General features: G+C 71.1%; 7 protein-coding genes. 1 reads left to right on the top strand and 6 read right to left on the bottom strand.

The window, feature by feature from the left end; all coding sequences use genetic code 11:
• Positions 1 to 7 precede the first annotated feature (7 nt).
• A complete protein-coding gene (locus ACZ7M2_RS34640; RefSeq protein WP_471598680.1) occupies positions 8 to 4,711 on the top strand; it encodes a hypothetical protein in 4,704 nt (1,567 codons plus the stop codon).
• Positions 4,712 to 4,771: 60 nt separating this feature from the next.
• Here ACZ7M2_RS34640 and ACZ7M2_RS34635 read toward each other — a convergent pair whose 3' ends face one another.
• From ACZ7M2_RS34635 to ACZ7M2_RS34610, 6 genes are all read right to left on the bottom strand, one after another.
• Positions 4,772 to 6,322: a GMC family oxidoreductase gene (locus ACZ7M2_RS34635; RefSeq protein WP_471598679.1), complete on the bottom strand. Its 1,551-nt coding sequence runs from the start codon at positions 6,320 to 6,322 to the stop codon at positions 4,772 to 4,774.
• Between the two features lie 50 nt (positions 6,323 to 6,372).
• On the bottom strand, positions 6,373 to 7,938 hold the full coding sequence (locus tag ACZ7M2_RS34630; protein WP_471598678.1) for an APC family permease: 1,566 nt from the start codon (positions 7,936 to 7,938) through the stop codon (positions 6,373 to 6,375).
• A gap of 91 nt (positions 7,939 to 8,029) precedes the next feature.
• Positions 8,030 to 9,496, bottom strand: coding sequence for an aldehyde dehydrogenase family protein (locus ACZ7M2_RS34625; RefSeq protein WP_471598677.1), 1,467 nt, complete (start codon positions 9,494 to 9,496; stop codon positions 8,030 to 8,032).
• Positions 9,489 to 10,634 (bottom strand): aromatic ring-hydroxylating oxygenase subunit alpha, encoded by a 1,146-nt coding sequence (locus ACZ7M2_RS34620; RefSeq protein WP_471598676.1) that lies wholly within the window; start codon positions 10,632 to 10,634, stop codon positions 9,489 to 9,491. Before ACZ7M2_RS34620 ends, ACZ7M2_RS34625 begins: the two co-directional genes overlap by 8 nt.
• Positions 10,635 to 10,645: 11 nt before the next feature.
• Positions 10,646 to 11,800, bottom strand: a complete 1,155-nt coding sequence (solA, locus tag ACZ7M2_RS34615) for an N-methyl-L-tryptophan oxidase (protein ID WP_471598675.1) — start codon at positions 11,798 to 11,800, stop codon at positions 10,646 to 10,648.
• A gap of 10 nt (positions 11,801 to 11,810) precedes the next feature.
• Complete coding sequence (locus ACZ7M2_RS34610) at positions 11,811 to 14,387, bottom strand: GcvT family protein (RefSeq protein ID WP_471598674.1); 2,577 nt, start codon at positions 14,385 to 14,387, stop codon at positions 11,811 to 11,813.
• Between the last annotated feature and the right edge of the window lie 44 nt (positions 14,388 to 14,431).

Genomic DNA, 14,431 nt, shown 5'->3' with positions numbered 1-14,431 from the left:
CGCCGCCATGTACGAGCTGTCCCGGGTCCGCCTCTACTCCATCGGGCCTGCTGGCGCGCGCTATGCCGACACCGTCCTTGACCTGAGGGGTGTCGGCGAGCCCGTGCCCGACCCCGCCCCCACCCAGGCGGAGTTCTTCGAGGAGGAGCCCGTCGGGCCACCGCGCCGGCCCGCGCCCGCGGGCGTGCTCTTCCTGGAGAACGGCGGCGGCAAGTCGGTGCTGCTCAAGCTGATCTTCTCGGTGATGCTGCCGGGCCACCGCAACACCCTGGGCGGCGCCAGCTCCGGTGTGCTGCGCAAGTTCCTGCTAGCCGACGACTGCGGTCATGTCGCGCTGGAGTGGCAGCACACGCTGACCGGCGAGTGCGTCGTGGTGGGCAAGGCCAGCGAGTGGCGGGGGCGGCAGGTCTCCAACGACCCGCGGAAGTTCGCCGAAGCCTGGTACTCCTTCCGGCCCGGGCCCGGCCTGAGCCTGGACAACCTGCCCGTCGCCGAGGCGACCGCCGTCCGGCCGCCCGTCGAGGGCGCGTCCGGCGCACAGGGACGGCGGCGCACCATGAAGGGCTTCCGCGATGCCCTCACCGAGGCCGGAAAGGCGTATCCGCACCTCGAAGTGCACTGGGAAGAGATCCACGACCGCTGGAACGAGCATCTGACGGACCTCGGCCTCGACCCCGAACTCTTCCGCTACCAGCGGGAGATGAACGCCGACGAGGGCGAGGCCGCCGGTCTCTTCGCCGTCAAGAAGGACTCCGACTTCACCGACCTGCTGCTGCGCGCGGTCACCGACACCCGGGACACCGACGGGCTCGCCGACCTGGTCGGCGGCTTCGGCAACAAGCTGGGGCGGCGCGCCGAGCTGATCGCCGAGCGGGACTTCACGGCGGGGTCCGTGGATCTGCTCGGCCGGATCGTCGAGGCCGCCGAGGCACGGGCACGCGCGCGTGACATCCACGCGGGATCCGAGCGGCGTACCCGCACCCTGGCCCGGCGACTGTCCGCACGAGGCGTGCGGGAGCGCGTCCGCGCCGGTGAGCTCGCACAGCGCGTGACCGCCGCCGCGTACGCCGTCACCCACGCCGAGGGCGCACGCGAACGCAGTGCCCTCGTCGCCGCCGAACTCGCCTACCGGCACGCCTCGCTGGCGCTCGTCGGGGCCGAGAAGTCGGCGGCCGCCCAGAAGCGCGAACTGGCCGACGCGCGCACCCTGCACTCCTCCTGGCAGGCCGCCGAGCTCGTACTGCGGCACCGCGCCGCCGCCGACCGCTCCGCGCGCGTGGCCGCCGCGATCCTCGAGGCCGAGCGGGACGCCGCGCCCGCCCTCGCCGCCCGCGCCAAGGCCGCTGTCGACCTCGTCCGCGCGCTGCACCGCGCCGCCGACGGCGCCGAGGCGCTCGCCAACGAGGAGGAGGAGCGCTCCGCCGGACTCCAGGAGGTCGGCGAGACCGCGTACGCCGACTCGACTGCCGCGGCCACCGCCGCCCAGCGCGCCCGCAGCGAGGTCGGACATCTGCGCCAGCGCCTGAGCGAGGTCGAGCAGGAGACCGCCGAGGCGGTCCGCGCCGGCTGGCTCGACGACAGCGCCCCCGACGCCGACCCGGCCCGCGCCGCCCTGGCCGCCAGCGACGCCGAGAAGACGGCCGTCGCGGCGTGGGACACCGCACGGGAGGCCTCGCGACGGGCCTCGGAGCACGGCCGCGAGGCGGCGTCCGCCGAGTCCCGCGCCGAACTGACGGCCGCCCGCGCGGCGGACGCGGCGACGGCGGCCGAGCGCGCGTACGACGGTGAGCGCAGTACGGCCGAGGCACTGGCGGGGGAGGAGCGGCTCGCGGAGCTGCTCAGCCTGCCGGGCGCCGGCGGAGCGCGGCACGGCGGGGTACCGGTGCCGCGGGCGGCGGGGGACGCCGCCGCCTCGACCGGCCACGGCAAGGGCGGCGACACCGGCCGAGGCGCCCGCGGCAACTCCGCCGACGTCTGGGCGGAGACCGAAGGCGCCCTCACGCCCGAGGAGTTGGACCAGTACGCCGACGAACTGCGCGAGCTGCTCGACGACGGAGTCGCCTCCGCCGAGCGCCAGCTGTTCGAGCTGCGGACCGCGGCGGCCGACGACGCCCGGATCCTCGGCGCCCTCGGCGACGGCGGACTCCTGCCGCCCGGCCCCGACGTGCTGGCCACGGTCGAGTACCTCGGTGAGCACGGCATCCCCGCCCTGCCCGGCTGGCGCTATCTCGCGCAGGCCGTCGACCCCGTCGACCACGCGCGCGTGCTGGCCGCCAGGCCCGAGCTCGTCGACGGCGTGATCATCACCGACCCGGACACCCACGCGCGGGCCCGTGCGGCGCTCAGTGAAGCGGCACTGCTGCCGCGCTCCGCCGTCGCCGTCGGCACGGCCGCCGCGCTGCTCGCCCCGACCCCGGCCGCCGACGCGGGCGACGGCGGCGTCTTCCTCGTACCGCCGAACCCGGCCATGCACGACGAGCACGCCGCCGATGAGGAACGGCAGGCGCTGCGCACCCGGGCGACCGAGCGAGACGAGGAGATCCGCGTCCTCGCGGCCCGGCTCGGCAAGGACCGGGAGCTCGCGGCGCGGCTCGCCTCCTGGCGCACCGGCTGTCCCGCCGGGCGGCTCGTCGAACTGGCCGTGGCCGCCCGGGAGGCGCGCGCGTTCGCCGAGGAGGCCGAGGCCGAGCTCGCCGAGGCGCGCACCGTACGGGCCGAGGCCGACGAGGCTGCGGCCGAGGCGGCCCTCGTGCGCGACGAGCGCCAGGACGCCGCCCAGCGCGCCCGGCGCGCGGCCGACGCGCTCGCCGGACTCGCCTTCCGCCTGCGCGAACGCGCCGGCTGGCAGGTCAAGGTGCGCGAACTCGCCGACGAGGCCACCGAGTCGGAGGCTCGCGCCCAGGTCTGCCTGGAGCGCGCCCGCGCCGCCGACGAGGACCGCCGCGCCGCCCAGCGCGCCGCCGACGACGCCCGCCGCACGGCCCGCGCGCTGCGCGCCGAGCGCGCCGAGATCGCGGGCGCCCCCGACGACGTACCGGAGGACGCGTCGGAGACGGCGAAGTCCTCGCTGCCCGCCCTGCGTGAGGCCTACCGGGCCGCGTCACAGCTGTACGAGAAGGTCGGCGTCGGCGCCGATCTGCGTGCCGAGCAGGCCCGCGCCGAGAGCGACGAGACCGCGGCCCTGGCAGAACTGGACCGGCTCAGCAACAAGGTGCGCACGCGCGCCGCACAGCTCCTTCAGGCGCCGGACGGTTCCGACGGGCCGTCCCGGCAGGCCGCCGCCGCCCGTGCCGAGGAGCTCGTGCAGCTCCTGGAGACCCGTATGTCCACCGCGAGCGAGCAACTCGGGCGGCTGCGCGGCGAGGCCGAGCGGCACGCGCCCGAGGACGGCGAGGCCCACACCGAGCTGTCGCAGGAGCTGGTCCCGCGCGACGCCGAGCACGCGCAGTCGCTGCTGCGCACGGCCACCGGTGAACTCGCCTCCCGCGCCGAGGCGCTCAGCCAGGCTCGCGAGGCGCACGCCGAGCTGCTCGACGCGCACCGCGCCGCCGAGGACGCGGCCGGTGGCTTCGACGAGACGGCCGCTCTGCTCAGGGACCTGCTGCGGGAGCACTCCGACGAGGAGCAGGACGAGCCCGAGCCCTACCCCGGCACCCTCGAGGAGGCCCGGCACTCCGCCGCCGAGACCCGCCGCTCCCTGCGCGGCTGCGCCGCCGACCTCTCCGCGGCCGAGGGCGCCGTGCGCGAGGCGAGCGACATCCTTGTACGGCATGCCAACTCCAACCGGTACGAGCAGGTGCGCACCCCTGCCCGGCAGCAGATCCGTGAGCTGCCGGCGTCCGCGCTGCCGGAACACGCCCAGAAGTGGGCGGACGCCTTCGCGCCCCGACTGCGGGTGCTGACCGACGAGTTGGCGCAGCTGGAGCGCAACCGGGACTCGATCGTGGACCGGCTGCGGGGGCTGGTGGAGTCCTCGCTCGCCACCCTGCGGTCCGCGCAGCGGCTGTCCCGGCTGCCGGAGGGGCTCGGGGAGTGGTCCGGGCAGGAGTTCCTGCGCATCCGCTTCGAGGAGCCCGATCAGGCCACGCTCGCCGAGCGGCTCGGCGAGGTCGTCGACGAGGCCACCCGCGCGGCGGTCAAGAAGAACTCCGACATGCGGCGCGACGGCATGTCACTGCTGCTGCGCGCAGTCAGCGCCGCCCTCGAGCCGAAGGGCGTCGCCGTCGAGATCCTCAAGCCGGACGCCGTACTGCGTGCCGAGCGCGTCCCCGTCGGGCAGATGGGTGACGTCTTCTCCGGCGGTCAGCTGTTGACCGCGGCCATCGCGCTGTACTGCACGATGGCCGCGCTGCGCAGCAACGACCGGGGCCGTGACAAGCACCGGCACGCCGGCACGCTCTTCCTCGACAACCCCATCGGACGCGCCAACGCGACCTACCTGCTGGAGCTGCAGAGGGCCGTCTCGGACGCGCTCGGCGTCCAGCTCCTGTACACCACCGGCCTGTTCGACACGACCGCGCTCGCCGAGTTCCCCCTCGTCATCCGTCTGCGCAACGACGCCGACCTGCGCGCCGGGCTCAAGTACATCAGCGTGGAGGAACACCTCCGGCCGGGGCTCCCGCAGCAGGCCCCGGCCGGGCAAGGGGAGTCGGTGCACAGCGAGATCACGGCGACGAGGATGTTCAAGAGGCCCGCACCGAGCACCCCTTGAGCCGCGGGGGGAACTGCGCGACCAGCCACGTTAGGCCCGCAGTTCCCCCACCGCTGCCGCCTACCCGTCCTCCTTCAAGAGGTCCGCGCACTTCTCGCCGATCATCATGGTCGTGATACAGGGGTTGACGGAGATGAGATCCGGCATCACCGAACCGTCCGCGACCCGCAGCCCCTCGACCCCCTTGACCCGCAGCCGCGCGTCGAGCGGGGCCGAGGAGTCGCCGTCCGCGCCCATCTTCACGGTGCAGGACGGGTGGTAGACGGTGTTGTGGGTCTTGTGGATGTAGTCGAGCAGCTCGTCGTCCCTCCGGACGTCCGGCCCGGGGGCCAGCTCCGCGCCCGCCCAGCCGCTCAGCGCCGGCTGGGAGGCGATCTTCCGCGCCAGTTTCAGCCCGTACGTCATCACGCGCACGTCGTGCTCGTGCGTGAAGTAGCGCGGATCGACCATCGGCTTGTCCCGGTAGTCCCGGGTGCGCAGTCGCACCGTGCCGCGTGACTTCGCGCGCGTCACGTTCGGCGTGAGGCAGAACGCGTTCTCGGACGTCGGGAACCCGTGCCGAGCCGTGTTCATGTCGAACGGCACCGAGCCGTAGTGGTACATCAGGTCGGGCCGGTCCAGGCCCGGTTCGGTGTCGTAGAAGATGCCCGCCTCCCACCACTGGCTGGACGTGGCGGTCATGGGCTGCTTGGCCTCCCACATGATGACGCCCTCGGGGTGGTCCTGGAGGTTCTTGCCGACCCCCGCAGAGTCCACCACCACCTCGACCCCCACCTCGCGCAGATGCGCGGCGGGCCCGATGCCCGACAGCATCAGCAATTTGGGAGTGTCGATGGACCCGCAGGACACGATCACCTCGCGGCGTGCGCGCACCGTGCGGGTGTGGATCAGGTCCGGGTCCAGGTACTCGGCGCCCACACAGCGGCGGCCGTCGAGCACGAGCTTCTTGGCCCGTACCCCGGTGCGCACTTCCAGATTCGGCCGTTTGTCCATGACCGGATGCAGATACGCGACCGACGAGGACTGCCGGATGTTGTTCTCGTCGGAGTTGATCTGGAACCAGTTGGCGCCACGGACCACGGTCTTGCCGGTGTTGAACGCGGTGGTCGGAATGCTCGCCTGCGCACACGCCTCCAGCAGGGCGGAGCCACAGGGGTCCGCGCCCTTCAGCGTGCGCAGTTTCACCGGGCCGGTGTGGCCGTGGTGGTCGCCGGGAGCGTCGTTCGACTCCAACCGCTGGTAGAGCGGGAAGAGTTCGGCCGCGCTCCACCCCGTACAGCCCGCGGCGGCCCAGTCGTCGAGGTCCTCCGCGGGTGCCCAGAAGGCGATGCAGGAGTTGTGCGAGGAACAGCCGCCGAGCACCTTGGCGCGGGCATGCCGCATGAAACTGTTGCCGCTGACCTGCGGTTCGACCGGGTAGTCCCAGTCGTATCCGGACTCCAGCAGTCCCATCCAGCGTTCCAGCTTCAGGATGTCGTCGTCGCCGACATCGCTGGGGCCCGCCTCGAGGACGCACACGGTGACGGACGGATCCTCGGAGAGCCGGGCCGCGACCACGTTGCCCGCGGTGCCGCCGCCGACCACGACATAGTCGAACTCATCGACGTTCATGGGGAGTTGACCTCCTTGCTTTGCTCTTCGGTCGGTCGTGTGACGGTCCTTCAGTCGGTCGCGGGGGTCACGGGGGTCGCGACGGAAGCCGTCGCGGAGGCCTGGAACTGGTGCTCGGCGAGCACCCCGGTCCGGTGCCGCTGCACGAACCAGTAGTAGGCGAAGCCGCCGCCCGCGACGACGGCCACGAACAGGACGGCACCCCAGCGCAGGTACCAGTGGTACGGCGCGGTCGCGTTGTAGACCGCGGAACGTGGCCAGATCAGGTTGATCGTCATGGCCGCGCCCCACACCACGGCGACGATGTTGACGAGCAGCCCCCAGCGGCCGAGCGAGAACTTGCCGTCGCCCGCGGGCTGCCACGTGCCACGCAGCCGTGCGATCAGCATTGGACCGGTCACCAGCAGATATGCCAGGTAGATCATGATGATGCCGATGCTGGTGACCACGGTGAAGATCTGCGGCTGGCGGATGTTGACCACCAGGATCGCCAGTGCGAGCACACCGATGACCACGGTCGGCAGGACCGGCGTCTGGAAGCGCGCGTTGACCTTGGCCAGCTTCGAGGATGCGGGCAGGTTGTTGTCGCGGGCCATCGCGAAGGCCAGCCGGATCGCCGCCGTGTGCACGGCCAGGGCGCACACCGTGACCGCGATCAGCACGCACCACAGCATCGCCTTGCCGGCCGTCGGGCCGAGTACATCGAGGACGATGTACTGCAGACCGTCCGTGGAGAGCTTGTCGCCCTTCAGGCTGGAGACGCTCATCAGCGCGAGCAGCAGCACGAGCCCGCCGAGGACGAACGAGGCGACGATGGCACGGATGATGGCGCGCGGCGCGTTGCGCGACGGGTCGAGGCACTCCTCACCGAGCGAAGAGGCCGTGTCGAATCCGTACATGACGTACGCGGACGCCAGCGAGGCAACCAGGAACGCGCCGAGGTAGCCGAACGACTGCCCGTGGCCGGTGCCCTGGGTGTCCATCACCACCTGCGGGCCGCGTGTGATGTGCACCGCGAACAGGATGATCAGTACGACGGTGGCGATCAGCTCGATGAAGACGCCCGCCGTGTTGATGGTCGCCATCAGCTTCACACCGAAGGCGTTCACCACGGTGGTGAACAGGATCAGTACGGCCGCCAGCAGAACCGCGTTGGTGGCGACGTCGTACTTGCCCGTGCCGTCACCCACGAACTGGAAGGTGGAGGAGATCTGGGGAAGTGTCAACTGATAGGCGAGTGCCACGGCCGAGATCGACACGATCGACGCGAGCAGCATCATCCAGCCCGCGAGCCAGCCTATGTGCGGATTGCCCACCTTCTTCGACCAGTTGTAGACGGAGCCGGCCACGGGATAGCGGGCGGCGAGCTCGGCGAAGCAGAGGGCGACCATGAACTGGCCGATGAAGACCATCGGCCAGGACCACCAGTAGGCGGGGCCACCGCTGCCGTAGCCGAAGTAGAAGAGCTGGAAGGTGCCGGTGAGGATGGAGATGTAGCTGATGCCGGCGGCGAAGGTGTGGAAGTTGCCAAGGGTGCGCTTGAGTTCGGGCTTGTAGCCGAACTCGGAGAGTTCGGCGTCGTCGTTCTGCTCGGTCGCGGGTGGATGGGTGGTCATGAGCGGCCTCCTGGATCAGGGGAGAGGGGCGCGGCTCGTGCGGGTGGTGGGGGGAATCAGGGGATCAGATCATCCGGACGTCACCGGGGGATTACGCGAACCACCCTTGTGGGGACGGGTTGGTGTTGCGCCAGATGTGCTTGGCCTCGCGGTACTCGGCGAGGCCGGCGGGTCCGAGCTCGCGCCCGAACCCGGACTGCTTGAAACCGCCCCATTCCGCCTGAGGGACGTAGGGGTGGTAGTCGTTGATCCAGACCGTGCCGAGCCGCAGCCGGGCCGCCACGCGCTGGGCCTTGGCCTCGTCGGTGGTGAAGACGGCGCCCGCGAGCCCGTAGATCGTGTCGTTGGCGAGCCGCACGGCCTCCGCCTCGCCGCTGAAACGCTCCACGGTCAGCACCGGCCCGAAGGACTCGTCCTGGACCACGGCCATGTCGGACGAGCACTCGTCCAGTACGGTCGGCGGATAGTAGAAGCCCGCCTCGAACTCGGGTCCGGAAGGCCGCGCGCCGCCGCAGCGCAGCACCGCGCCTTCCGCCAGCCCCTTGGCGACGTACGCCTCGACCTTGGCGCGATGCGCCGCCGAGACCAGCGGCCCGCTCTGTGCCCGCTCGTCGAACGGACCGCCGAGCCGGATCTCCGAGGCCCGGCGGACGACCTCGTCGACGAACCGGTCGTGCAGCGAGTCCTCGACCAGCAGCCGGGCGCCGGACGAACAGACCTGCCCCGAGTGGAGGAAGACCGCGGTCAGCGCCATGTCGACGGCCGTATCGAAGTCGGCGTCGGCGAAGACGATGTTCGGGTTCTTGCCGCCGAGTTCCAGGGCCACCTTCTTCACCGTCCCGGCCGCGGCGGCCATCAGCCGCCGCCCGGTCTGCAGCCCGCCGGTGAAGGAGACGAGGTCGACGTCCGGATGATCGCCGAGCGGGGCCCCTGCCTCGGGGCCCGCGCCGAGGACGAGGTTGGCCACTCCGGGCGGCAGCCCGGCCTCCTCCAGCAGCCGCATCAGATGGATCGCCGTGTGCGGGGTGAGCTCGCTCGGCTTGAGGACGAAGGTGTTGCCCGCGGCGAGCGCCGGGGCGACCTTCCAGGCAGTCTGCAGGAGCGGATAGTTCCAGGGGGTGATCAGCGCGCACACTCCGACCGGTTCGTACACGACCCGGCTGTCGACGCTCGCCGTACCGGTCTCGACGACCCGGCCCGTCTCGGCGGTGGCCGCCCGCCCGAAGTAGCGGAAGCAGTTCGCGATGTCGTCGATGTCGTACTCGCTCTCGACGAGCCGCTTGCCCGTGTCGAGCGACTCGGCGCGGGCGAGCGCGTCCTTGTCACGTACGAGGAGGTCGGCGACGCGCATCAGCAGGTCACCGCGGTCCGCGGCCGGGGTCGTGGGCCAGGGCCCCTCGTCGAAGGCGCGGCGCGCAGCGGCGATCGCCTCCACGGTGTCCTTGCCGCCCGCCTCGTCGACGACGCCCACCAGGGAGCCGTCGGCGGGGCAGCGGATCTCGCGCGTGCGCTCGTCGAGAGCGCTCCGCCACGTACCGTCGATGAACAGGTCAGGCACTGGGGCCTCCCAATTGCTGGATCAGCCACTCGTGGAAGATCCCGATGTGGTGCTCGGTGGGCACCAGGACACCACCGTTCCGGTAGGCCCGCGAGGTCATGGCCGGCTGCGTACGTTCACACGCCTCGAAATCCTGTTCGTTGACCCGGTGGAAGAGCTCGACCGACTTGGACACGTCCGCGCCGGACTCCACGACCTCCGGCGCGTAGAGCCAGTCGCACTCGACGACCGTGCGGTCCTCGGCGAGCGGGAACATGCGGTGCAGAATGACATGGTCGGGGACCAGGTTGATGAAGACCGTCGGTTTCACAGTGATCGCGTAGTAGCGACGGTCCTGGTCGTCCGCTATGTCCGGCAGCCGGCCGAAGCCCTCGCTGCCGTCGACCGTGAAGCCCTGGATGTCCTCGCCGAACTCGGCGCCGTGCCCCACGTAGTACTGGGCTGCGTAGCCTTCCGCGAACTCCGGGAGGACGTCGACGAGTTCGGGGTGGATCGTCGCGCAGTGGTAGCACTCCATGAAGTTCTCGACGATCAGCTTCCAGTTCGCCTTCACGTCGTAGGTGATGCGCTTGCCGAGGGCCAGCTTCTCGGTGCCGTAGTGCCCGATGGCGGCCGCGTTGCCCAGCCGCTCCACGGCCGCGCCCATCACCGTCTCCTCGAAGGAGGGCGGCTCGTCGGCCAGGCACACCCAGGCGTACCCGAGCCACTCGCGCAGCGCGACCTTGACCAGGCCGTACTCCACGCGGTCGACGTCCGGCATCTTGATCAGGTTCGGCGCGGCGACCAGCTTGCCGTCGAGGTCGTAGGTCCAGGCGTGATACGGGCACTGCAGATTGCGGCGGACCTCCCCGGACTCCTCCGTGCACAGCCGGGCCCCGCGGTGACGGCAGATGTTCAGGAAGGCGCGCAGCTCACCCGTGCGGGAGCGGGTGATCAGGACGCTCTCGCGGCCCACCTGGACGGTGCGGAAGGCGCCGGGCCGGGCGAGATCCGCGGAGCGGACGGCGCAGAACCACATCGACTCGAACAGGGACTCCTGCTCCTGCCGGAAGATGTCCGGATCGGTGTAGTAGTGCCCGGGGAGGGTGGCGATCAGGCTGGGGGAGATGGGGGACGGGGAGACGGGGATCGTCGTCACGTGCGTACTCCTCAGGCGGGCGCGGCGGCGAGGCGGTGGGGGTCGAACAGCCCGATCGGGTGATCGGTGGCGCCGGTCAGGGCGAGGTCGGCGACGATCTCGCCGACGACCGGCACGAACTTGAAGCCGTGCCCGGAGAATCCGCAGGCCACAGTCACGGACTCCGGGCGGGCGGGGTGGCGGGCGATGACGAAGTGTTCGTCGGGAGTGTTCGAGTACATGCAGGTGGCGGCCTTGAGGAAGGTGCCCGGCAGATCCGGGATGTGCCGGGACATGTGATCCGCCATGGCCTGGACCTCGTCCTCGTGGACCGTCCGGTCGATGGTCTCCGGGGTGGTCACGATCCCCTTGCGGAAGAAGGCGACCTTGGCGCCCAGCTCCGGCCCGTCGATCGACGGGAAACCGTACGCCCGGACTCCGGCCGTGTCCTCCCAGATGTAGATCGGGTGGTTTTCCGGCAGGAACGGCCCGACCCCGCCCCTTGGCTGGAACCAGTACATGACCTGGCGCTCGATCGTGAACGGCACCCGTAGATCGGTGAGCAGTTGCGGTGCCCACGTGCCCGGGCAGATCACCAGCTGGGCCGCCGTGTAGGTGTTCTCGGCCGTGTGGACGCGTACGCCGTCCTTGTACGGCTCCCAGCGGGTCATCGGTTCCTCGAAGTGCAGGTCCGCTTCCTGCCGGGTGGCGAGCTGGAGGTGCGCGGCGACGGTGTTCTCGGGGCGCAGGAGCCCGGCCCGCGCCTCGAACAGCGCGACCTCGTCGTCCTTCGGGGTCAGGGTCGGGAAACGCCGGCGGATCTCGGAGGCGTCCAGCATCTCGTGCGGCAGGTCCCACTGTTCGGCGGAGAGCAGCGAACCGGAGACCGTCCGGGAGTCGGGGCGTCCGACCATGACGCCGCCGCACAGGGTGGCGATCTCCCGGCCGGTCGCCCGCTCCAGCTCCTCGTACAGCTCGTACGAGCGCAGCAGCAGCGGCACGTACGCCGGGTCCTCGAAGTAGGACTGGCGGGTGATGCGGGAACCGCCGTGGCTGGAACCGCGGTTGTGCACCGGGCCGAACTTCTCCAGGCCGAGCACGCGGGCACCGCGCGCGGACAGATGGTGGGTGGCGGCGCTGCCCATACCGCCGAGACCGATCACGATCACGTCGTACGTGGGGGACACAGGGGCCTCCTCATGCCGTGCAGCCGGGCTCATGCTCATGCCGTGTGGCCGAGCTCATGTCTATTGATCGGTTACAGCGGCGGATTCGGTTCATCTTCGGGTCGAAGAGGGGTTCTTCCGCGACGGTCGCGGGGACCTTCTCGCCGAAGTACTCGATGTGCACGCCCGTACCGGTCGGGAGCGCCGGCAGCCAGGCGTACGCGACGCAGCGGCCCAGCGTGTAGCCGTACGAGGCGCTGGTCACGTAACCGGACGGGGCGCCGTCGACATAGACGGGCTCCTTGCCTAGCACGACGGCGACCGGGTCGTCGAGGAGGAGGGGGGTGAGCCTGCGCGCGGGTTCCTCCGTGGCGAGGCCTTGCAGCGCCTCCTGGCCGACGAACCCGTCCTTGTCCATCCGGACCGCGAAGCCGACCCCCGCCTCGAACGGGTTGTGCTCGTCGGTCATGTCCACGCCCCAGGCGCGGTAGCCCTTCTCCAGGCGCAGACTGTTGAAGGCGGAGCGCCCGGCCGCGATCACGCCGTGCTCCTGGCCCGCCTCCCACAGCGTGTCCCAGAGCCTGAGCCCCAGATCGGTGGACGTATACAACTCCCAGCCCAGCTCGCCGACGTACGACAGCCGCATCGCCGTCACCGGGACGTGCCCGAGGTGGGTCTCCTTCGCGCGGAAGTAGCCGAAGCCCTCGTGCGAGAAGTCGTCGCGGGTCAGCGGCTGCACGAGCTCGCGGGCGAGCGGACCCCAGACGCCGATGCAGCAGGTGCCGGAGGTGATGTCCCTGATCCGTACGCCGTCCGGTGCGTGCCGGACCAGCCAGTCCAGGTCGGTGGGGGAGTTGGCGCCCACCTGGAAACGGTCCGGGGCAAGGCGCGCGACGGTGAGGTCGGAGCGTACGCCGCCCGTCTCGTCCAGGAGCAGCGTGTAGGTGACCGCGCCCGGCTTCTTGCGGAGGTTGTTGGTGGTCATGCGCTGGAGGAAGCCGAGAGCCCCGGGCCCGGTGACCTCGAGGCGGCGCAGCGGGGTCATGTCGTACAGGGCGACCTTCTCGCGGGTCGCCTTCGCCTCGGCGGCCGCGATGGGCGACCAGTAGCGGGCCGACCAGGCGTCGCGCTCGGGAAGGTGCAGACCGTCCACGAGCGGGGCGTTCGACTCGTACCAGTGCGGGCGCTCCCAGCCGCCGCCCTCCAGGAAGTACGCGCCGAGTTCCTGCTGCCGTGCGTAGAAGGGGCTGACGCGCAGGGGGCGCGGGTGGTCCATCGGCTGGAGGGGGTGCAGGACGTCGTACACCTCGACGAACTGCTGCGAGCCGCGTTCGCGGACGTACGACGGTGAGCGCTGCGCGTCCTCGAAGCGTGCGAGGTCGCATTCGTGCAGGTCGATGGAGGCGCGCCCGTCGACCATCCATTCGGCGACCGCCTTCGCGACCCCCGCGGAGTGGGTGACCCAGACGGCCTCGGCCAGCCAGAATCCGCGCAGTTCGCGCGATTCCCCGAGCACCGGCATGCCGTCCGGGGTGAAGGAGAAGACGCCGTTGAAGCCCTCCTCGATCTCCGTCTCGCGCAGGGCCGGCATCAGCCAGCGGCAGTCGTCCCAGCTCGGCGCCCAGTCCTCCTCGGTGAAGGGGTACGACGACGGCATCTCCATGTCGTTCGCGCGCGCCTCGTCGTAGGGGAGGATCCCGAACGGGTCGATGGGCAGCGGCTTGTGGGCGTAGCTGCCGATGCCGATGCGGTCGTGGTGCTCTCGGAAGTAGAGGTCGCGGTCCTGGAAGCGGAGGATGGGCTTCGAGGCGTCGGTGAGGGTGTGAGCAGTGGTTTCAGCCGGGGTTTCAGCGGTGGCTTCGGAGGTGGCTTTCGGGGTGGCTTCGGCCAGTTCAGGGAGCTGCTTGGTCTTTGCGTACTGGTGTGCGAGCGGCTGAAGGGGGACATCGACTCCAGCCATCCGGCCGATGACCGGGCCCCAGAACCCGGCCGCGGAGACGACGTGGTCGGCGGGGAAGGTGCCGCGGTCGGTGACCACGGCGGTGACCTTGCCGTCCTCCTTTTCGATACCGGTGACCGTGTGGCGGTCGAGGAAACGGGCGCCCCGTTCGGTGGCGTGCTCCCTCTGGGCCCGGGACGCGAGCACGGCGCGGGCCAGGCCGTCGTCGGGGGTGTGGAAGCCGCCGAGGACGGCCGACTGGTCGATGAGCGGCCACAGTTCCTTGCAGCGGGTCGCGCTGACGATCTCGCCGCGTACGCCCCACGAGGCGGCATAGCCGGCCTTGCGGTGCAGGTCGGCGAGGCGCTCGGGCGTGGTCGCGAGTTCGAGACCGCCGACCGGGTTGAAGCAGGAGACGCCCTCGACCTGGAGCGAGCTGAACTTCTCCACGGTGTACCGGGCGAACGCCGTGAGCGTCTTGGACGGGCTGGTCTGGAACACCAGGCCCGGCGCGTGCGAGGTGGAGCCGCCCGGGGCGGGCAGCGGCCCCTGTTCGAGAACGGTGACGTCGGTCCAGCCGCGGGCGGTCAGCTCGTCGGCGAGCGAACAGCCGACGATGCCGGCGCCGATGATGACGACACGGGGATGGTTTGCGGGCGTGCTGGACATGCCCCTCCTTGCCGGGGTGGGGAGTGGACGCGCTCGGGGGTGGA

This window comes from Streptomyces sp. NPDC111507, assembly GCF_055638955.1.
Note: the sequence above shows the minus strand (reverse complement) of the source record. Positions and strands in the feature narration are given on the sequence as shown.